This window comes from Gluconacetobacter entanii (assembly GCF_013155425.1).
GTDB classification, from domain to species: Bacteria; Pseudomonadota; Alphaproteobacteria; order Acetobacterales; family Acetobacteraceae; genus Novacetimonas; species Novacetimonas entanii.
The window spans coordinates 24,451-44,460 of sequence record NZ_JABJWD010000093.1 but is presented as its reverse complement, the minus strand read 5'-3'; the positions used below and the strand labels follow the sequence as shown (position 1 = coordinate 44,460).

General features: G+C 67.1%; 14 protein-coding genes and 1 pseudogene. 7 read left to right on the top strand and 8 right to left on the bottom strand.

What is annotated here, in order from left to right; genetic code table 11:
- The 5 genes and pseudogenes from HNH97_RS14820 to hpnK form a co-directional block, all read left to right on the top strand.
- Window positions 1-229, top strand: a pseudogene (locus HNH97_RS14820) (1-deoxy-D-xylulose-5-phosphate synthase); the annotation flags it as partial.
- On the top strand, window positions 226-891 hold the full coding sequence (locus HNH97_RS14815; protein ID WP_171791379.1) for an ABC transporter substrate-binding protein: 666 nt from the start codon (window positions 226-228) through the stop codon (window positions 889-891). The pseudogene HNH97_RS14820 and the gene HNH97_RS14815, both read left to right, overlap by 4 nt.
- A gap of 69 nt (window positions 892-960) precedes the next feature.
- Window positions 961-2,139, top strand: coding sequence for a bacteriohopanetetrol glucosamine biosynthesis glycosyltransferase HpnI (gene hpnI, locus HNH97_RS14810; RefSeq protein ID WP_171791384.1), 1,179 nt, complete (start codon window positions 961-963; stop codon window positions 2,137-2,139).
- A gap of 96 nt (window positions 2,140-2,235) precedes the next feature.
- Window positions 2,236-3,660, top strand: a complete 1,425-nt coding sequence (gene hpnJ / locus HNH97_RS14805; protein WP_003622006.1) for a hopanoid biosynthesis associated radical SAM protein HpnJ — start codon at window positions 2,236-2,238, stop codon at window positions 3,658-3,660.
- 82 nt (window positions 3,661-3,742) lie between these two features.
- Window positions 3,743-4,597 (top strand): hopanoid biosynthesis-associated protein HpnK, encoded by an 855-nt coding sequence (gene hpnK, locus HNH97_RS14800; protein ID WP_110912968.1) that lies wholly within the window; start codon window positions 3,743-3,745, stop codon window positions 4,595-4,597.
- A gap of 327 nt (window positions 4,598-4,924) precedes the next feature.
- Here the strand turns inward: hpnK and trxA are convergent, their stop codons facing one another.
- The 5 genes from trxA to tsaE all read right to left on the bottom strand — a co-directional run bounded on the left by trxA (window position 4,925) and on the right by tsaE (window position 13,240).
- A complete protein-coding gene (gene trxA, locus HNH97_RS14795; RefSeq protein WP_110912967.1) occupies window positions 4,925-5,254 on the bottom strand; it encodes a thioredoxin TrxA in 330 nt (109 codons plus the stop codon).
- An 84-nt stretch (window positions 5,255-5,338) separates the two neighbouring features.
- Entirely contained in the window at window positions 5,339-8,914 is a 3,576-nt protein-coding gene (gene addA, locus HNH97_RS14790; RefSeq protein WP_244949482.1) for a double-strand break repair helicase AddA, read from the bottom strand.
- Window positions 8,911-11,964, bottom strand: a complete 3,054-nt coding sequence (addB, locus tag HNH97_RS14785) for a double-strand break repair protein AddB (RefSeq protein WP_171791378.1) — start codon at window positions 11,962-11,964, stop codon at window positions 8,911-8,913. The genes addA and addB overlap by 4 nt, the downstream gene beginning before the upstream one ends.
- Window positions 11,964-12,734, bottom strand: a complete 771-nt coding sequence (locus tag HNH97_RS14780) for a nucleotidyltransferase family protein (RefSeq protein ID WP_110912964.1) — start codon at window positions 12,732-12,734, stop codon at window positions 11,964-11,966. The genes addB and HNH97_RS14780 overlap by 1 nt, the downstream gene beginning before the upstream one ends.
- The gene (gene tsaE, locus HNH97_RS14775; protein ID WP_171791377.1) at window positions 12,731-13,240 is read right to left on the bottom strand and encodes a tRNA (adenosine(37)-N6)-threonylcarbamoyltransferase complex ATPase subunit type 1 TsaE; all 510 of its coding nucleotides are present in this window, start codon (window positions 13,238-13,240) and stop codon (window positions 12,731-12,733) included. Before tsaE ends, HNH97_RS14780 begins: the two co-directional genes overlap by 4 nt.
- 229 nt (window positions 13,241-13,469) lie before the next feature.
- On the opposite strand from tsaE, the gene HNH97_RS14770 reads away from it, so the two are divergent.
- Complete coding sequence (locus tag HNH97_RS14770; protein WP_171791376.1) at window positions 13,470-14,492, top strand: NAD(P)/FAD-dependent oxidoreductase; 1,023 nt, start codon at window positions 13,470-13,472, stop codon at window positions 14,490-14,492.
- Window positions 14,493-14,625: 133 nt separating this feature from the next.
- On the top strand, window positions 14,626-15,882 hold the full coding sequence (locus HNH97_RS14765; protein WP_171791375.1) for a D-amino acid dehydrogenase: 1,257 nt from the start codon (window positions 14,626-14,628) through the stop codon (window positions 15,880-15,882).
- Window positions 15,883-16,110: 228 nt separating this feature from the next.
- Here HNH97_RS14765 and HNH97_RS14760 read toward each other — a convergent pair whose 3' ends face one another.
- The 3 genes from HNH97_RS14760 to HNH97_RS14750 all read right to left on the bottom strand — a co-directional run bounded on the left by HNH97_RS14760 (window position 16,111) and on the right by HNH97_RS14750 (window position 19,689).
- Window positions 16,111-16,374 (bottom strand): hypothetical protein, encoded by a 264-nt coding sequence (locus HNH97_RS14760; RefSeq protein ID WP_110094698.1) that lies wholly within the window; start codon window positions 16,372-16,374, stop codon window positions 16,111-16,113.
- A 247-nt stretch (window positions 16,375-16,621) separates the two neighbouring features.
- Complete coding sequence (typA, locus tag HNH97_RS14755; RefSeq protein ID WP_110094699.1) at window positions 16,622-18,445, bottom strand: translational GTPase TypA; 1,824 nt, start codon at window positions 18,443-18,445, stop codon at window positions 16,622-16,624.
- A 188-nt stretch (window positions 18,446-18,633) separates the two neighbouring features.
- Window positions 18,634-19,689, bottom strand: coding sequence for an adenosine kinase (locus HNH97_RS14750; protein WP_244949483.1), 1,056 nt, complete (start codon window positions 19,687-19,689; stop codon window positions 18,634-18,636).
- Between the last annotated feature and the right edge of the window lie 321 nt (window positions 19,690-20,010).

The window sequence follows — 20,010 nt, the reverse complement described above, 5'->3', positions numbered from 1 at the left end:
CGGGGCGTTCGTGATGATGCACCTGGCCAAGACCGGGCTGCTCGACCGCGTGCGCTTCCGCCCCATGGCCCTGCCCGACCGCTTCATCGACCACAACACCCAGGCCGCCCAGTACCACGAGGCAGGCCTCGATGCGCAGGCGATCACCAATACCGCGCTGGAAGCGCTGGGTGTCGGAATCAGCATGACCCAGCCCTTGCTAAAGACGGCAATCGGACCGAAATCATGATCATTATGAAACATGTCCTGAAAACAACGTCTCTGGCGCTGTGCGCCGGGCTGGTGGCAGCGTCGGCGCTCCCGGCCCTGCCTTCCTTCATTCCTTCGGCGCATGCGGCCGCGGCCGCATCCGACCCGCAGGCCCCCATCAAGGCGCTTTACGCCGAACTGACCCGCATCGAGGCCAAGAACAGCGGTTCGTTCGACCAGCGTGCGCAGGAACTCGGCCCGGTCATCGACCGCGTGTATGACCTGGAGGCGATCCTGTCCTCCTCCATCGGTCCGCACTATGCCACGCTGTCGCCGGACCAGAAGCAGGTGCTGCTGTCCACGTTCCGCCAGTTCACGATCGCCCGCAACCTTTCCAGCTTCAAGCCCGGCACCGACGCCCGCTTCACCATCAATCCCGCAGTCCGTGACGCGCCCGTGGGCGGCAACAAGATTGTCGATACCCAGATCGGATCATCGGACGACCCGTCCGGCACGGCGGTCAATTACGTCATGCACATGAACGGGGCCAAGGGATATCAGGTGGTTGACGTGCTGCTGAATGGCAATATCAGCCAGGTCGGCATGCAGCATTCCGATTTCCGTTCCGCGCTGGCTGGCGGGAATGTGCAAAACCTGATCGATCTGTTACAGAAGAAGATCAAGGTCTTTTCGGCCGGATGACCCGGGCTTCGGGTTACGGACCGGATCACCGATGTTATATCATGCACGCGCGACCCAGCCGGAAAGATGATGTCTGTTCTTAACGCCCTTGTCTCACCATCCGGTCTGGCCGCGGCAGTCGCGGTGGCCGGGTGCGTACAGGCGACGCTAGGCACTTTTCTGGTTTCACGCTTCCGCGTGCAGGAAAAACGCGCCGATCAGGCCGTGCCCATGCCCCCGGTCACGGTGCTCAAGCCACTGCATGGCGATGAACCCCTGCTGGAAGAAGCGCTCGAAAGCTTCTGCACGCAGGATTATCCCGCCATGCAGATCATCTTTGGCGTCCAGTCCGAAGATGACGCCGCCATCCCCATCGTGCGGCGCCTGTGCGAACGCCACCCGGCGCTGGATATCGAACTGGTCATCGACCCGACATTCCACGGGATCAACCGCAAGATCGGGAACCTGATCAACATGATGCCGCGCGCGCGGCATGACGTGCTGGTCATTTCCGATTCGGACATCCACGTGGCCCCGGATTACCTGCGCCATGTGGTCGGCGCACTGGTTCCCCCCAATGTCGGGCTGGTCACCACGCTTTACGCGGGGCTGCCCGCGTCCCCCACCCTGCCTCGCCTGCTGGCGGCGGGACAGATCAACCACAATTTCCTGCCCGGCGTCATGCTGTCGCGCTACCTTGGGCGGCAGGACTGCCTTGGTGCGACCATGGCGCTGCGGCGGTCCATGCTGCAGGCCATCGGCGGGCTGGAGGCGCTGGTCCCGCATGTCGCCGACGACGCGATGCTGGGCCGGTATGTGCGCGAACAGGGCAAGGACATCGCCATTGCCGCGTGCATGACATGGACCACCGTGGGGGAACGTTCCCTGCGTGAGGTGCTGGCCCATGAACTGCGCTGGGGCCGGACGGTCAAGACGCTGGAGCCCCTGGGCTATGCAGCGTCGGCCATCCAGCTACCGCTGTTCTGGGCCACGATGGTGGTGGTGTTCGCCCCCCATGCGACATGGACATGGATGTTCTTCGTGTCGGTATGGGTGGCACGCGCCATCTGCGCGTTCGTCATGGACCGTGCACTGGCGCAGCGCAGCCTTGTCCCGCTGTTCCTGCTGCCGCTGCGCGACTGGCTGTCGGCGGGCATCATGGTCGGCAGCGTCACGGGCACGCGCGTGGCGTGGCGCGGACAGACTATGCATATTTCGCCACATTCCGCTATGACACCCCGATCACAACCTGCTTCCCCCGGCGACTGACGCCGTCGGGGGCCGGGCAGGCCAAACCAAACCAGTCAAGGCAACTGCGGTCGCGCGGGGGAGTGAGCCCCTTTCAGACCCGAGGATTCGCGTAACATGATGAAGACCCTGTTTCTCCAGCCGCCTTCCTTCGACGGATTCGATGGCGGGGCCGGCTCCCGCTATCAGGCCAAGCGGGAAATCAAGTCGTTCTGGTATCCGACATGGCTGGCGCAGCCTGCCGCCATGGTCGAAGGCAGCCGCCTGATTGACGCACCGCCGGCGCGCATGGGCATGGAACCGATCCTTGAGGACGTGCGCAACCGCGACCTCGTCATCATGCACACCTCCACCCCGTCCTTTGCGTCCGACGTGCGGGTGGCGCAGATGCTCAAGGACGCGAATCCGGCGGTCAAGATCGGCATGGTCGGCGCGAAGGTCGCCGTGCAGCCGGAGGAAAGCCTGCTGAACGCACCGCCGGTCGATTTCGTGGCGCGCAACGAATTCGACTACACCATCAAGGAAATCGCCGAAGGCCGCGACTGGAAGGATGTCGATGGCATCACCTGGCGCGACCCGGATGGCAAGATCATTTCCAACCGCGACCGCGCGATGATCGAGGACATGGACAGCCTGCCGTTCGTGACCGAGGTGTACAAGCGTGACCTGAAGATCGAGGATTACTTCATCGGTTACCTGATGCACCCCTACATCTCGATCTATACGGGTCGCGGGTGCAAGTCGCGCTGCACGTTCTGCCTGTGGCCGCAGACGGTCGGTGGCCATCACTACCGCACCCGCAGCCCCGAGCACGTGGCCGCCGAAATCCGCCTGGCGAAGCAGTATTTCCCGCAGGTCAAGGAATTCTTCTTCGACGACGACACCTTCACCGATGACCTGCCGCGCGCCGAGGCGATTGCCAAGGAACTTGGCAAGCTGGGTGTGACGTGGTCGTGCAACGCAAAGGCGAACGTGCCGCGCAAGACGCTCGAGGTGCTCAAGGCCAACGGCCTGCGCCTGCTTCTGGTCGGGTACGAGAGCGGCAACCAGCAGATCCTTCACAACATCAAGAAGGGCATGCGGGTCGAGGTCGCGCGTGAGTTCACCAAGAACTGCCACGAACTCGGCATCAAGATCCATGGCACCTTCATCCTCGGCCTGCCGGGCGAGACGAAGGAGACCATTCAGGAAACCATCAAGTTCGCGACCGAAATCAACCCGCACACGCTGCAGGTTTCGCTGGCGGCACCCTATCCGGGGACGTTCCTGCACAAGCAGGCGACGGAGAATGGCTGGCTCGACGCCAGCAATGCGGAACTGATTGATGAAAACGGCGTGCAGATCGCGCCGCTGCATTACCCGCACCTGTCGCACACCGAAATCTTCAACAGTGTCGAGGATTTCTACCGGAAGTTCTATTTCCGCGCGCCCAAGATCGCCTCGATCCTGAACGAGATGGTCCGCAGCCCGCAGATGATGAAGCGCCGCCTGCGCGAAGGGGTGGAATTCTTCCAGTTCCTGCGCGAACGTCGCGCGGCCTGATCGCCATCGGGCATTTCCATGCGCCGGGGCCTTCGGGTTCCGGCGTTTTTTCTGGTATCGCTACATCCGGTTCCCTGCTGTCATGAAACGCGTCATCATATCCGCCGATGATTTCGGCCTGTCGGAAGAGGTGAACGAAGCCGTCGAGATCGCGCATCGCGATGGCCTGCTGTCCACCGCGAGCCTGATGGTCGCCGGTCCCGCGGCGGAGGATGCGATCCGCCGGGCAAAGCGCCTGCCCGACCTGCGGGTGGGGCTGCACCTTGTCGCGATCGAGGGACCGGCCACCCTGCCGCCCGCGGACATCCCGCTTCTGGTGCCGCAGGACGGGCAGTTCCCGTCCGACCAGTTGAAGCTGGGCGTGGAATATTTCTTCCGCCCCGCCGTGCGCCGCGAACTCGCCGCCGAGATCGAGGCCCAGTTCCGCGCCTTTGCCCGCACGGGGCTGGCGCTGGACCATGCCAACGCGCACAAGCACATGCACCTGCATCCCACGGTCGGGCGCTACATGATCGAAAGCGGCCTGCGTCATGGCCTGCGCGCGGTGCGCGTGCCGCTGGAACCGCCGCAGCCGCTGTTCGCGGCGGGCACCTATGCCGACACGCTGGGCGATGCGGCGCTGCGGCGCTGGACGCGGCTTTTGCGACATCAGGCGCACAAGGCGGGGCTGGTGACCAATGACTGGTGCTTTGGCCTGGCGTGGAGCGGCCACATGACGACGGAGCGTGTCTCCGCCCTGGCCGCGCACCTGCCCGACGGGCTGTCGGAAATCTATTTCCACCCGGCCACGGCAAAGAACAAACTGCTGCAGCGCCTGATGCCGACCTATGAACATGTGGCCGAATTCGAAACGCTGTGCAGTCCCGGCCTGCGCGCCGGCCTGCGCCATGCGGGCGCGACGCCGACGACATGGACCGACGTCGCACGCGCGGGGTAGCGTTGTCTCAGGGGCGTTGCTCCTGAAACCCCACCAAAGGTCGCGGACCTTTGGAAACCATGACTTCATAAACAGATCAGGGTGCAGGGAGCGCGCTCCCTGCCGGGTCCGGGCAGCGCCCGGATGGTCCATCCCTGCGACGGCATTGCGTGACGTGCCGCAGGTCTTCAGGGGCTTTGCCCCCGAACCCCCACCAAAGGTCGCGGACCTTTGGAAACCATGATTTCATAAACAGATCAGGGTGCAGGGAGCGCGCTCCCTGCCGGGTCCGGGCAGAGCCCGGGCAGGTCACGCCCGCAACAGCGGTGCATGACGGGCCGCCAGTGTTCAGGCGAGGCTGGCCTTCACCCATTCCTTAAGCTGCGTCTTGGGGGCCGCGCCGACCTTGTCCGCGACGACCTTGCCGCCCTTGAAGATCAGCATGGTCGGGATGCCACGCACGCCATAGGTGTTGGGCGTTTCGGGGTTTTCGTCGATATTGACCTTCACCACCTTGAGCTTGCCCTTGAACTCCGCGCCGATTTCTTCCAGCGCCGGGGCGACCATCTTGCACGGCCCGCACCATTCGGCCCAGAAATCGACCAGAACGGGTTCGCTGGATTCCAGTACCTGCTTCTGGAATTCGGCGTCCTTTACGGCGACGGTGTTCTCGCTCATTGCATCACTCCTGTTGATCGCGGCACGGGCCGCGACATGATCGGTCCATCCGACATGGCGACCCTTTGGCGCGGGGTCAAGACATCACTGCGATGCAATCCGCGCTGGCGCATTGGCCGCGACCAGCGCATCGGGCAGGACACTGACGCGCACATCCTCGGTCCAGACAAGGATGCACGTCACCTTCCGCCCCGGATAGAGCATGCGCAGCAGCGCACGGTACGACGCCATCTGCCGCAGGTACAGCACCGGCGTGTCCTCAACGCGGGCGGGGGGCTGGCGGTTGGTCTTGAAATCACACAGCAGCACCTCGTCGTCGGTCACGGCCATGCGATCGACCTGCCCCACGACCACCGTCTCCCCCACGACACCGGCCAGTGGCTGCTCCGCACGGCTGCCGGGCGCGAACAGGGGCGCCATCTCCGGCATTTCCATCACCGCCATCACCTGGCGCGCGACCTGTTCGCACTGCGCCGCCGACAGGCCGCTACCCCGGCGCGACAGCCACCGGCGCGCCACCTCCGCCCGTTCGGAGGGCGCGCAGTCGGGCAGGTACTGCAACAGCGCATGCACCATCTGCCCGCGCCGCAGCGCATTCATCCGGCGTGTGCCCGCACTGCGTCCCCCTGCCCCGGCCTGCGCGATCTCCAGCGGGGAACGCACGGCAGGCTGCGGGCCAAGGGCGATGTCATCGGGACGGCTGGGCGCCAGCGGGCGCGCCAGCGGCCCTTCCACTGGCGGCGGCACGGGCGTCCAGTCCGGCGCCGTGCCCATCCAGCGCGGCGGGGGCACATCCACGCGCGGCGGGGGCGGCGGGGCGGCTTCGGGACACGGGGCATAGGCCTCCTCGATCACCAGCGCCTCCCCGGACCAGCCAAGCGCGAAGTCCTCGGCCTTTGCGCCCTCGGCCTCCAGCGCCTTGCGGCACAGATCGTACCAGCAGTCCTCGGGCACGCCCCGGCGTGGCTCCCACCCGCAGACCACCAGACGCTCGCTCGCCCGGGTCAGGGCGACATACAGCAGGCGGTTATATTCCTCCGCCGCCGCAAGCTTCAGCCGGTCCTGCAGCGCCTGCGTCACCCCGGTGCCCAGTTCGCTGCGCGGAATCCACAGCGGGATATCCAGCCTGCTTTGCGGGTCATGCGCCCACAGCAGGCCACGGTCGAAACGCGGCGTGCCCACCGTGTCGGGCAGGATGACAAGCCGCGCCTGCAATCCCTTGGCCCCGTGGGCGGTCATGACGCGCACCATGTCGGCCGATGCGTCGGGTTCGTGCTTGACCGTTTCCTCCGACGCGTGAAGCCAGTGCAGGAATCCCTGCAGCGACACGGCATGCGCCTCCTCGAAGCGCAGGGCGGCGGAGAGCAGTTCGCCCACAGGCTCCACCGCCTCCGGCCCCAGCCGTGCAAGCAGACGCGCGCGACCGCCCAGCGGGCCGAGCGCCTCCGACAGCAGGGCATAGGGCGAGGCGTAGTCAACCTTGCCAAACAGGGTGTCGAGCATCCGCCACGCCGCCGCCCATTCGGGCCGTTCGCCATGGCGTTCACGCAGGACCGCCCACAGTGGCCGCCGCTGCCGCCCCATGCACAGGTGCATCAGGCTGTCATCATCCAGCCCGCCAAGTGGCGAGGTCAGGACACAGGCCAGCGTCAGGTCGTCCTGCGGCAGCAGCAGCGCCGCGCACAGCGCCATGAGGTCCTGCACCGCCAACTGGTCCGTCAGCACCGTGCGCACCAGTGTCGCCACCGGCACGTCCTGCGTCTTGAGCGCACGGATCAGCGCGCGGGCAAAGGCAGAGCGGCGCGGCACGAGGATCAGCACGTCACCGGGCGCAAGCGGCGCCTGCCCCGGCGGCGGCACGCGGCGCAGTTCACCCGCGATCCATGCCGCCAGCGTATCGGCCAACTGCTGCTGCGCCGTGGACTGTCCCGCATTGCTGGTGGGGGCATCCCACGGGTCCGGATCCTCCCCATCCTCGCCCTTGGGCGTGACGGGCCACAGTTCGACGCGCCCGCCGCCGCCGGGACGCGCGGTGACATGGGTGGGGATGCCGCTGTCGGGTTCGGCCACGCCACGGGCGGCGGCGGGGATGGAAAACACCCGGTCCACCAGCGCCAGCACCGGCGTGGTGGAGCGGAACGACACCGTCAGCGCCGGTTCACGCCAGCGCGCCTCCGCCTCCCGCGCCTTGTGGCGGAAGCGTTCGCGCCAGTAACGGAAGGCCTCCGGGTCCGCGCCCTGAAAGGAGTAGATCGACTGCTTGTAATCCCCCACGGCAAAGATCGTGCGCGGCGGACCGTCATGTTCGCGCGCACCCGTTCCCGCAAAGAACTCCGCCGTCAGGCCACCGGCGATCGCCCATTGCTGGGGCGAGGTATCCTGCACCTCGTCGAGCAGGAGGTGGTCGATCCCGCCATCAAGCTTGTACAGCACCCATGCCGCCCCCGGATCATCCAGCAGGCCAAGCGTGCGTTCGATCAGGTCATCATAATCGACCAGCCCCTGCCCGGTCTTGCGTGCGGCATATCCCTCCACCACCGGGGCCGCGACCGACAGCAGCGCGCGGCTGAGGTCACGCACCGTCAGCGCGCGCAACTGCGCCTCCACATCGATGATGCGCTGCGCCTCCGCCATCAGGGCGTCACCGATTTCCGGGTGGTTCCTGTCCAGCGCCGCGTTCACGCCTCCGCGCTTGCGCGGTTCGCCATCCTGTTTCACCAGCGCCCTGCGCCAGTCGTCCCACTGCGCGGCCCGCGCCTGCGCATCCTGCCCCAGCCACGCCAGCATCCCGGCCGCCGTCGTGCGCACCTTGGGCGATCCCTGCTCCGCCACCATGCGCAGGCCGTCACGCAATGCGTCCTCGTCCGGGATGTCGGCGCAGGCATCGCGCAGGATGGCCTGCGCGTTATCGCCACGCACGCCCAGGACCCGGCGCAGCGCCGCATCCACCACCGCGGGTTCGGTGCGCCAGCGTTCGGCAACGGTGCGGAACTGCCGCAGTCGCGCCTGGATCCGTGTAATCAGCGCGGTAAACTCGCCAATGCCCACCTGCCCCGCAAGCGCGGTGACGGCGTCCCCGCCGCGCCCGACCACCTCCTCCACCGCGCCCTGCAGGGCAAGGCGCGCATCGGTTTCCTCCACCAGCGTGAAATGCGGGCTGATCGCCGCCTCCACCGGGAAACGCCGCAGCAGCGACTGGCAGAAGGCGTGGATCGTGCCGATGCGCATGCCGCCGGGCAGGTCGAGCACGCGGGCGAACAGTTCGCGCGCCACCTGCCGGGTGCGGGCCTCCGCCGGGACGAACAGGCCACGCAGTTCCGCGTCAAGTTCACGGTCCGGCAGCGTCACCCACCGGCCCAGCCGTTTCTGCAGCCGCACGGCCATTTCCGCCGCCGCCGCCTTGGTAAAGGTCAGGCACAGGATGCGCGACGGGTCCGACCCCGGCAGCAGCACCGCATGCCCCTGCGCATCATGGCCCGGACGCGGCAGCATCAGCCGCAGGAGACGGTCGATCAGCAGCTTTGTCTTGCCACTCCCGGCGGAGGCGGAGACGAAGACCGAGGCCTGCGGGTCGGACGCCTGCGCCTGGCTTTCGTTCGCAAGCGTGATGGCATCGGGCGCATGGGCGGCGGAGGCGGCCCCGTCGGGTGTCATCGTCATGCCATGTCCTCCTCTCGCGCAGCGCTCCATTCCGCGACCCGCGCCAGATGGGCGTAATCGGCAAAGCGCGGTTCCTGCCCCGGATGGGGATGCGACAGATAGGGCATCTGCGCGGTGTCATAGGCCGCGACACGCCTGCGCAGGCCATCCCGGCACTGCGCGATCAGGTCCGACAGTTCCTCGCCACGCGCGATGTCGAGCACCTGCGCCGGGACGTGGCCGCCCGTCAGACGCCAGTACACCAGTTCCGTCACATGCCCCACCGCATCAGGGGCGAAGCCGCCCGCCTCGATCATCGCGGCCTCCAGCACCAGTTGCGACTGCCATCCCGCCAGCACGCTGGCGCGCGTGGGCAGGGTTCCGGTCTTGTAATCGAACAGGCTCAGGCCCCCTTCGGCGTCGCGGTCGATCCGGTCGGCCCGGCCGCGCAGCACGAACGTGCCGAAGGAAAAGCCCGACAGTTCCATCCGCCCCGAAAGCTCGGTCAAGACGGTGCGCGGCGCGCCATCGCCACGGCGCCCGGATTCCGTCGCGGCGCACCAGCGCGCGATGCGCTCCAGCCGTGGCGCCCACCATGCCGCCAGCGCCGGGCGCAGGCGCGCCGCCTCCAGCACTTCGGCGAACACGCGTACCATCCGTGCCTCCCCATCCGCGGGCCAGCGGTCGGGATAGCGCGTGAACCACTGGTCCAGCGCGTCATGGACGATTTCCCCGTAATCGGCGGCGTCAGCCATTTCCTCCAGATCGGCAAGGCGTTTCAGCCCGAGGATCCGCCGGGCATAGATGGCATAGGGGTCGCGCATCCATGTCTCGATCTCCGTCACCGACAGGCTGCGCGGGCGCATCGACACCGGCGGGCACGGGCGCGGCGGGGCGACGGGCGCGGGCGCGCCGGAGGGACGGTCAAGCTGTTCCAGCCATGACAGCGCCGGATGTTCGGCGATACCCGCCCCACGCCCCGAAAGATAGGCATCGAGCCGCACCAGCCACCGCGCGGCGACCGCGGGCGCGCCCTGCCTGCGTCCCGGCACCGACAGCACCACGTTGGGCGCGGCACAGGCGCAGGCGATGAAATCATGCGCCGCCTGCCCGATGACGCATTCGGGCGACGGCAGGCAGATGCGCGTGCGCATCGGGCGGCTCATCCACGGTCCCGGATCGGTGGCAGGCGGCCAGACGGTTTCCACCAGCCCGCCCAGCACGATGGTCCCCGCCGTCTGCAACCGGGCCTCCAGCAGGCCCCAGATGAAGACGCGCGGATGCACCGCCACCTGTTCACGCCCGCGCAGGGCGCGGCGGCCACGCACCGTCACCCCCGCCAGCGACGAGGCCAGCAGACCATCCAGCGCGCCGACCCGCTGCGCCGGCAGCACGTCGCACCATGTCAGCAGTTCCGCCAGGTGCGCACCCAGCGCATTGCCTTCCTCCCCCGACCACAGGCGCGCGGCCCCGTCTTCGGTATCGGTCGCCGCCAGCGCCTGCGCCGCCTCCACAAGGGCGGAAAGCAGGTCCACCACCTCCGCCCCGCCGGACGCGCACGACAGCAGCGGGTCGAGCGCGCGTTCCAGCCGGTCAAGGAAGGCGGAAAGTTCCTGCGGCGCATCCGGCGCATCGGCCAGCGCGCCATGTTCATCCTGTGTCGTGCGCGACAGGGCGGCGCGCAGGCCCGCGATCCCCGGTGGCGGCGCAGGCCCGCGCAGGACCGCGCGTTCCAGCAGGCGGGCCGACGCACGGCAGTTCCCCGGCGACAGCCCGCAGGCCGCCAGCGGATGCTTGAGCATCGACAGGAGGGCGACCGGCGACAGCCCGGCATCGACGGCCTGCACGATCAGGCGCAGGAACGTGGCCTGCGGCGTGGTCGCCAGCCCCTCCCCCGCGCTGTCATCGGCAATGACGCCCCAGCGCGCCAGTTCGGTCGCCACACGTCCCGCCAGTGCCCGGTCCGGCGTGACAAGGGCGGCGGGCTGTCCCGGCCGTTCGATCGCCTGGCGCAGGATCAGCGCGATGGCGGCCGCTTCCTCCTGCTGGTCCGCCGCGTGCAGGACCGACAGGCCCCGCAGTTCCGGCGGGGGCGCGGGGTCCAGCCACTGCCCCAGCGCCGGGGCCGGCAGCAGCGCGTTCGACAGCAGTGTCGCGCGTCCCGGTGGCGCGGCGGCCACGCAGCCTGCGGGCAGGTCGTCCCAGACCTCCAGTTCCTCGCGCATGACGCCGAGGTCGGCCAGCATGCGCGCGGTCCCTGCCTGCGGATGGCCCGGCGGCAGGGCGGCCCATGTGTCCGCGTCCATGTCCATGTCCACCGGCGTCAGCACCAGCCGCCCGCCGGGCATGTCCAGCACCGTGCGCAGCACCGCCACCGTGGAGGGCACGGCGTCCGAAAACCCCGCCGCCCACAGGCGCTGGCCCTTGGGCAGGGGGGTTTCGCGCCAGTGCGCGGCCTGCGCATGCAACAGCGCGACCTGCCGGGCGACAGGGTTCATCACCCCCTGCTCCTCCAGCCATGTCGGCCAGATACCGGTCACGATCGACAGGAATTTCAGCGTCAGGTCCCAGTGCTGCGCGAAATCGCCATCGGCGGCTTCGGGCAGGCGTTCGCGCAGGTCACATTCCGCCCATTCCGCCTCGTCCATCAGGTCGGCCAGCGCGCGCGCCAGCGGCCAGGCCTGGTCCACGGTGCGCACGTCACCAAACGCCGTCCCCGCCTGCAGCACCAGCAGCGTCAGCGTCGCAAGGCGGCGCATGGGCTCCACGGCGGGCGGCAGTTCCAGTGCGGCCTCCCCCGACAGGGCAAGTGCGGCCTCGTCCAGCGCCGCGATCGGCGCGATGCGCGGCAGCAGCAGCGCACGGCCATCGGCACGGCGCAGGAACGCCTCCGTCAACGCACGCGCGGCACGCCTGCTGGGCAGCAGGATCAGCCCCGCGCCGGTGCGCTGCGGGTCATTGTCCACCTCCGCCATCCAGCGCGCCGCAAGCTGGTCGAGGAAGGGAACGTGATGGGCGATGGTGACGACGCGGGACGCGCCGGGACGCGCGCCGGGGGTGGCCTGCGCCATCAGCCGTGCACCCCGCTATCGTCATGGTCGGGGTCGAGCGTGCTGCGCAACGTGGCCTCCGCCGCCGCGATGTCCTGCGGGCGCGACAGGTGGAACCACAGCGAATCATGGACGATCATGCCCAGCCGCCCGCGCGCCATCGCCCGGTCCCACAGCAGGTTCAGGCTGAACGCCCCATCCGGCGCGTCCTCGAACAAGGCGGGGGAGACGATCTGCACCCCGGTATAGACATAGGGCGTCAGTTCCCCGCCCTTTGGCCGGCGCGGCCTGCCCTGCGCGTCCACGGCGAAGTCGCCACGCCCGACCTCCCCCACCGCGCGCGTCATCGCACCCAGCAGCAGCATCGCATCCATCTTCGCCGGGTCGAACGCCGCCGCCAGCCGCCGCAGCGCCGCCTGCGGGCCGTTGAGCCACATCGCATCGCCATTGAGCAGGAAGAACGGCCCCGGCCCGATCTGCCCCGCGCGCAGGGCGGCCGCCGCGCTGCCCCCCGTCTCCAGCAGTTCGTCCTCCCGCCGCAGCACGGTGCGCGGGCCATCGCCGGCCGCGCGCCGGGCCTCCAGCGCCGCGGCCACCATGTCGGCGTGCCAGTGGGCGTTGACCACCACGCGCCCCACGCCCGCACGGTCCAGCCGGTCAAGCGCATGGCACAGGATCGCCTGTCCCCCGACCTTCAGCAGGGGCTTGGGGGTCGTCTCGCTCAGCGGGCGCATCCGCCGCCCCATCCCGGCGGCGAAGATCATCGCCGTTTCGGGCATGTCCACACTCATGCCTGCTCTCCTGCCTGTTTCATCGCGTCTTCGACCAGCCGCGCCACGGCCCCTGCCTGTGCCCCCCATCCGCGCAGCACGGCGTCGCGCCCGCCATCGGCCCGCACCAGCAGATCGACATGCCGCGCGCCGGGCGGGGTAAGTTCGCCCAGGCGTTCGGGCCATTCCACCAGCACGATCCCCTCGCACGCATCATCCCAGCCCAGTTCGACCAGCGCGCCCGGACCATCGAGGCGCCACAGGTCGAAATGCGACACCTCCACGCCCGGGGCATCATAGGTCTGCACCAGCGTATAGGACGGGCTTGGCACCTCCATCGCCGGGTCGTGGCACAGCGTCCGCAGCAGCGCGCGCGCCAGCGTCGTCTTCCCCGCGCCAAGGTCCCCGCGCAGCAGCACCGCATCCCCCGCATGCAGCAGGGGCGCCAGCGCCCGGCCCAGCGCCATCGTCGCCGCGTCATCGGGCAGGAAGATGCGCGCCACGTCCGGGGCGGGCGAAGGTGTCATGTCCGTCTGCGTCATGAGGGTATTGTGCGCCCATGACACATGCGCAGACAAGACGAAGCCGCATGCCCGCACGCCTGTTCCGCACGCGCACCATTTACCCCGCGCCACACGGTCCGCAGGGGGGCGTTTTCGCGGGGTTTGTGCCATTTTTGTGGGTTGCGCTGGCGCGTCATGCGACGCACAACGCAGCAGGACACCGAACAGACACGGATTGCAGGACATAACAGCAATGACCGACACCGCCAGCCTTACCACCGATGTCGCCATTATCGGCGCGGGGCCTGCCGGCCTGTTCGCCGCGTTCGAATGCGCCATGCTCAAGCTGGGCTGCGTGCTGATCGACGCGCTTGATGAAATCGGCGGGCAGTGCACCGCGCTGTATCCCGAAAAGCCGATCTATGACATTCCCGCCCATCCCGCCATCGCGGGCGGCGACCTGATCGCGGCACTTGACCGGCAGATCGCGCCGTTCGACATCCCGCGCCTGCTGGGCCGCCGGGTGGAGGAACTGTCGGGCACGCGCGGGGCGTTCACCCTGCGTACCAGCCGTGGCGACACGATTCGCGCCCATGCCGTCATCATCGCCGCCGGTGCTGGCGCATTCGGCCCCAACCGCCCGCCGCTCGAGGGGCTGGAGGCGTTCGAGAAAAGCGGCGCCGTGCGGTACTATGTCCGCCGCCGCGCCGATTTCGCGGGCCAGCATGTCCTGATCGCCGGTGGCGGGGATTCGGCGGTGGACTGGGCGCTGTCGCTGCGTGACGTGGCCGCGCGCGTGACCATCGTCCACCGCCGCAACCGCTTCCGCGCCGCCCCCGAAAGCCTGCGCCAGATGGACGAGGCCGTGGAACGCGGCGAGATCGAAAAGCTGGTCGGCTACCAGCTTCACGGCCTGCACGGGAATGACGGCGTGCTCGATGGTGTGGACCTCATCACCCTTGATGGCGAGGTACTGCATGTCCCGTGCCAGACGCTGCTGCCGTTCTTCGGGCTGGCGACCGATCTTGGCCCCATCGCGCAATGGGGGCTGGACACCGTCCGGGGCACCATTCCCGTCACGCCGTCCACCTGCGAAAGCAGCATGCCCGGCATCTTTGCCGTGGGGGATGTCGCGTCCTATCCGGGGAAGCTGAAGCTGATCCTGCAGGGGTTCAGCGAATGCGCCATGGCCGCGCACGCCATCCATCCCATCGTCCATCCCGACACGGCGCTGCATTTCGAATATTCCACCAGCAGGGGCGTGCCAACGGCCTGAAAACACCGCATACATATTTCGACACATAATGTTATGACGCCGTGCCACGGATCGGCCGCGCGGTGCTTGACCCCGTGGGCGCGGGCGATAGCATCGCGCGCAGATCATGCGATGTAACAGGAAGGGGCAGCGGGTGAAGGTTATTATTCTGGGCTCGGGCGTGATTGGTGTGACGGCCGCATGGTACCTCGCCAAACAGGGGCACGAGGTCGAGGTGATCGACCGCCAGCCCGCCGCCGCGATGGAAACCTCCTTCGCCAATGCGGGACAGGTCTCCCCCGGCTATTCCGCGCCATGGGCCGGGCCGGGCCTGCCGTTGCAGGTCCTGAAATGGATGTGCAGCACCGCCAGCCCCATGATCATCCGCCCGCGCATCGATTTCGCGATGTTCGGCTGGATGATGCAGGTCCTGCGCAACTGCAACGCCCATGCCTATGACATCAACAAGTCACGCATGCTGCGCGTTGCGACCTACAGCCGCGACTGCCTTGACGCGCTGCGTGCGGAGACCGGCATCACCTATGACGACCGCCAGCGCGGCCTGATCCAGTTGTTCCGCACCGACCGCGACGTCGCCAAGGCGCACAAGGACATGCAGGTCCTGTCACAGCATGGGGTGGAACACGAACTGCTCAACCCCGACCAGATCGCGCAGTACGAACCCGGCCTGTCGGGGTCGCGCCACCTGCTGCGCGCGGGGCTGCGCCTGCCGGGTGACGAATCGGGGGATGCGCACATGTTCACCCAGCGCCTGGCGCAGAAGGCGGCCGAACTGGGGGTGACGTTCCGGTATGAAACCACAATCCAGGCGCTCGACGCCTCGGCTGACGAAATCCTCGGTGTGCGGACCTCCGCCGGGCGCATCACGGGCGATGCCTATGTCGTCGCCCTTGGCAGTTATGCGCCGCGCCTTGTCCGCCCGCTGGGGCTGAAGCTGCCGGTCTATCCGGTCAAGGGATATTCGCTGACGCTGCCGGTGACGGATGAAAGCCGCGCGCCGACCTCCACCGTCAACGATGACCGCTACAAGGTCGCGATCACGCGGCTTGGCGATCGCATCCGCATTGGCGGGACGGCGGAACTGGCGGGGTATAACACCCGCCTCAGCCGTGACCGGCGCGCGGGGCTGGAGGAATGTTTCTCCGAACTGTTTGGCGGCGGCGACCTGTCGCAGGCGGTGTACTGGACCGGCCTGCGCCCGAACACGCCCGACGGGACACCCGTCATCGGCGGGTCGAAACGGTTTGGCAACCTGTGGTTCAATACCGGCCACGGGACGCTGGGATGGACGATGGCCTGCGGGTCGGGAAAGCTGCTGTCCGACATGATCAGCCAGCGCCCGACCGAAATCCCCAGCCTCGACCTGTCGATCGACCGTTACGCGCAGTAAGCGCCTGCCGGATGACCTGAGTCATAAAAGTTTTTGGTGAAGCTTTTTGCAAAAAGCTTCGAAGAACGCCGCCTTTTTGGAAAAAGGCGGCACCCAAAAACTTTTATTCCTTACATTTACCCATATCCCACGCAGGCAACAAAAAACGGGGCCGGATAAATCCGGGCCCCGTTTTCGTGCATCATGCAGACATGGCGCGCCGGCCCGGGGGCCGACGCTCATGCGACATTACTGCGCAGCGGCAGGCGCTTCGGCCTCGGCGGCCTTCTTCTTGCCGTGGTGCTTGCCACCGTGGTGGTGACCACCATGATGGACCTTCTTTTCGCCAGCGGCGGCCGCGTCGCCGGCAGCGGCGTCGGGCGCATGCTCCGGGCCGGACACTGCCGGGGCGGTCGGTTCAGCAGGGGTGGTCTGCGCCATCAGGGGGGACGCAACGCCCATCACGGCGACTGCGGACAGGGCGGCCAGGAAACGGCGGGTCGAAACGATCATGAACTCTTATCTCCAACAATCGGGATAAAATCCCAATGCCTGCGCCGGACCGGCAACGACACCAGCCCGATTCGACAGTCATGGATTTAACATGCGCCGTGAGCCCACGTCTCGAATTAAAAATTTTAAATTTTCGGAGCGAAACCCATAATTGCCGCATTCCCACCGCAATCACAATGCCAGAAACATTACGAATGGTTGCGGTGGATGCAGGCAACGATGGGCTGGGTCGCGCTACCGGTCTATGTCAGTCCACGGTGCCCGAACGCTCGCGCTTCTTGCGCTCATGCGGGTCGAGGTAACGCTTGCGGATACGCACGGCCGACGGCGTGACCTCCACCAGTTCGTCATCCTCGATATAGGCGATGGCCTGCTCAAGGTTCATCTTGCGCGGCGGGATCAGCAGCAGGGCCTCGTCCTTGCCGGCGGCACGGATGTTGGTCAGCTTCTTTTCACGGATCGGGTTCACCTCGAGGTCATTCTCACGCGAATGTTCCCCGATGATCATGCCGACATAGACCTTCTCGCCCGCATCGACGAACAGCGTGCCGCGATCCTGCAGCGAGAACAGCGAATACTGCGTCGTCGTACCATCTTCGGAGGAGATCAGCGAACCGTTGCGACGCCCCGCGATCGGCCCGACATAGGGCTGGTAGCCGGAGAACAGGCGGTTCATGATGCCCGAACCGCGCGTGTCGGTCAGGAATTCGCCGTGATAGCCGATCAGCCCGCGTGAGGGGATCTGGAACGTCAGGCGCACCTTGCCGCCGCCGGACGGCTGCATGTCCTGCATGATGCCCTTGCGCAGGGCCATCTTCTCGACCACGACGCCGGAATACGGCTCGTCCACGTCGATCAGGACTTCCTCGAACGGTTCCTCGCGCTCACCGGTTTCCTCGTTCGTGCGGAACAGCACGCGGGGGCGGCCGATGGTCAGTTCGAAGCCTTCGCGGCGCATCTGCTCGATCAGGACGCCAAGCTGCAGTTCGCCACGGCCCGCAACCTCGAACGCCTCGCTCTCGGGGCTTTCGGACACGCGGATGGCGATGTTGCCTTCGGTTTCCTTGAACAGGCGGTCGCGGATCTGGCGCGACGTGACCTTCTTGCCTTCGCGCCCGCCCAGCGGACCGTCATTGAGGCGGAAGGTCATCGACAGCGTCGGCGGATCGACGGGGGTGGAGGGCAGCGGCTCCTTCACCTCGAGGGCGGCGATGGTTTCGGGGATCGTCGCCTCGGACAGGCCGGCCACGGCCACGATGTCACCGGCCTCGACCTCTTCCACCGGCACGCGGTCCAGCCCGCGGAAGGACAGCAGCTTCGTCAGGCGGCCGGTTTCGACGACCGAACCGTCGGGACGCAGCACATGCACCGGCATGTTCATCTTTGCGGTGCCCTGCTCCACACGCCCGGTCAGCACGCGGCCAAGGAAGTTGTCGTTCTCCAGGATGGTCGCGACCATCGCGAACGGCGCATCCTTGTTGACCTTCGGCGGCGGGACGTGACGCAGGATCAGGTCGAACAGCGGCGACAGGTCCTTGCGCGGGCCGTCGATCTCCAGATCCGCCCAGCCCTGGCGGCCGGAGGCGTAGAGCATCGGGAAGTCAAGCTGTTCGTCATTCGCGCCAAGGGCGGCGAACAGGTCGAAGATCTCGTTATGCACTTCGTCGGGGCGGGCGTCGCCACGGTCGATCTTGTTGACGACCACGATCGGCTTCAGCCCGCGGGCCAGCGCCTTGCCGACGACGAACTTCGTCTGCGGCAGCGCGCCTTCGGCGGAATCGACCAGCACGACCGCGCCGTCCACCATGCTCAGGATACGCTCCACCTCGCCGCCGAAGTCGGCATGGCCCGGGGTGTCGATGATGTTGATGCGGGTGTCCTTCCACACGACGGACGTGCACTTCGCCAGGATCGTGATGCCGCGCTCACGCTCCAGGTCGTTGCTGTCCATCGCGCGTTCGGCGACATGCTGGTTGTCGCGGAACGAGCCCGACTGTTTCAGAAGCTGGTCAACCAGCGTGGTCTTGCCATGATCGACGTGCGCGATGATGGCGATATTACGGATATCCATAACGGTTGTAACCTGACTTTCCTTGCGGGGGCGCCAAGAGGGCGCGCCGCCCGTGCGGGCAGTTCAGGCCCGAGCGACATGGCGGCATTGTTGGGTGCTGTGGCGTAGATAAAGGGGACTGGCGCGGATTGCACGCGAAACTTCACGCCATCCGCGCATCCCGGTGATGAATTCTGTCCTGCCCGCGATCAGAACCCCATGTCCTGGCGCATGTTGATCAGCGGCCGCGCGCCATAGTGGGAGATCACTTCGGACGCAGCCACACTGCCGAGGCGGCCGCATTCGGCCAGTTCGCGCCCCGACGTCCACCCCGCGAGGAAGCCCGCGGCATAGGCGTCGCCCGCGCCCGTGGTGTCCACGACCTGCGTGCGCACGCTTTCGATGACGATCTGCTGCTGGTCCTGCACGATGACGCTGCCCTTCTCGCTGCGGGTCAGGACGGCGAAATGCGTATCGGCGGAGACCTGGCGCAGCGCGTCGTCGAATTCCTTGACCTGGTAGAGCGAGAGGATCTCCATCTCGTTGGCGAACAGGATATCGACATGCCCGCGCACGAGGTCGAGGAACGCGTCACGGTGGCGGTCCACGCAGAACGCATCCGACAGCGACAGCGCAACCCGGCGGCCCGCCGCGTGCGCGATTTCCGCGGCCCGGCGGAAGGCGGCCTGCGCCTCCGGCCGGTCGAACAGGTAGCCCTCCATATAGGTCACCTTCGACGCCGTCACCACGTCGGGCAGCACGTCGTCCGGCCCGAACGACACGCATGCGCCAAGGTAGGTGTTCATCGTGCGCTGCCCGTCGGGGGTGACAAGGATCAGGCAGCTTGCGGTTGGCTGCTGCTGCGCGTCCTTGCCCTTGAGCGGGACGGACGGGAAATACACGCCCGCCGCCTGCATGTCGGCGGCAAAGGTACGGCCGGTCGCGTCATCGGCCACCTTGCCCAGATAGGCGACGCGCGCGCCCATGTTCGACGCCACGACGCAGGTATTGGCCGCCGACCCGCCGCCCATTTCCTTTTCACGCCGGATCTCGCGGCCGAGTTCCTGCGCACGGATGGCGTCGATCAGCATCATGCCACCCGGCGTCATGTCATTGGCGGCCAGGAAGGAAGGGGCGACAGGGGCCAGGATATCGACGATCGCATTGCCGATCCCGAGGATATCGAACCTGCATTCCGTGGCCTGTCCCGAATTTTCCGTGTTCTTTTCCAACTCTCCGTCCCCTCTTTGCACATCGCATGGCATCATCGCACAAACGTCGCCATGAAATGACCAATATTACGTATGACTAAGTTGCGCATTCGCTATCACCGGGGCAGGCAAACCGCAATGCCAGCACGTTTTTCACAATCGCCACGCGACGTTCGCCCTTGTCGCGGGGTCATGCGCGCGTATAACCGAAACAAGAGCAGGGACCTGCCTGTCCGGCACGAGAGCGAAGATCGATCCGGACTATTCCCAGCACCGGATACAGCCAGATGAAGCGGGGTAATATTGTTCAGACGTCGTAAGCCAGAACCGGCCAAGCCAGCCGCCAAGCCTCAGGCAGCCACTCCGCAATCCGCG

What these genes read in the sequence shown, in the direction of transcription:
- addA (WP_244949482.1), bottom strand. Translation starts at nt 8,914, where the DNA reads ATGACGATGACACCCGACGGGGCCGCCTCCGCCGCCCATGCGCCCGAT.
- HNH97_RS14780 (WP_110912964.1), bottom strand. Translation starts at nt 12,734, where the DNA reads ATGAGTGTGGACATGCCCGAAACGGCGATGATCTTCGCCGCCGGGATG.
- typA (WP_110094699.1), bottom strand. Translation starts at nt 18,445, where the DNA reads ATGGATATCCGTAATATCGCCATCATCGCGCACGTCGATCATGGCAAG.
- HNH97_RS14815 (WP_171791379.1), top strand. Translation starts at nt 226, where the DNA reads ATGATCATTATGAAACATGTCCTGAAAACAACGTCTCTGGCGCTGTGC.
- addB (WP_171791378.1), bottom strand. Translation starts at nt 11,964, where the DNA reads ATGGCGCAGGCCACCCCCGGCGCGCGTCCCGGCGCGTCCCGCGTCGTC.
- hpnJ (WP_003622006.1), top strand. Translation starts at nt 2,236, where the DNA reads ATGATGAAGACCCTGTTTCTCCAGCCGCCTTCCTTCGACGGATTCGAT.
- hpnI (WP_171791384.1), top strand. Translation starts at nt 961, where the DNA reads ATGTCTGTTCTTAACGCCCTTGTCTCACCATCCGGTCTGGCCGCGGCA.
- tsaE (WP_171791377.1), bottom strand. Translation starts at nt 13,240, where the DNA reads ATGACACCTTCGCCCGCCCCGGACGTGGCGCGCATCTTCCTGCCCGAT.
- hpnK (WP_110912968.1), top strand. Translation starts at nt 3,743, where the DNA reads ATGAAACGCGTCATCATATCCGCCGATGATTTCGGCCTGTCGGAAGAG.
- HNH97_RS14770 (WP_171791376.1), top strand. Translation starts at nt 13,470, where the DNA reads ATGACCGACACCGCCAGCCTTACCACCGATGTCGCCATTATCGGCGCG.
- trxA (WP_110912967.1), bottom strand. Translation starts at nt 5,254, where the DNA reads ATGAGCGAGAACACCGTCGCCGTAAAGGACGCCGAATTCCAGAAGCAG.
- HNH97_RS14760 (WP_110094698.1), bottom strand. Translation starts at nt 16,374, where the DNA reads ATGATCGTTTCGACCCGCCGTTTCCTGGCCGCCCTGTCCGCAGTCGCC.
- HNH97_RS14750 (WP_244949483.1), bottom strand. Translation starts at nt 19,689, where the DNA reads ATGCCATGCGATGTGCAAAGAGGGGACGGAGAGTTGGAAAAGAACACG.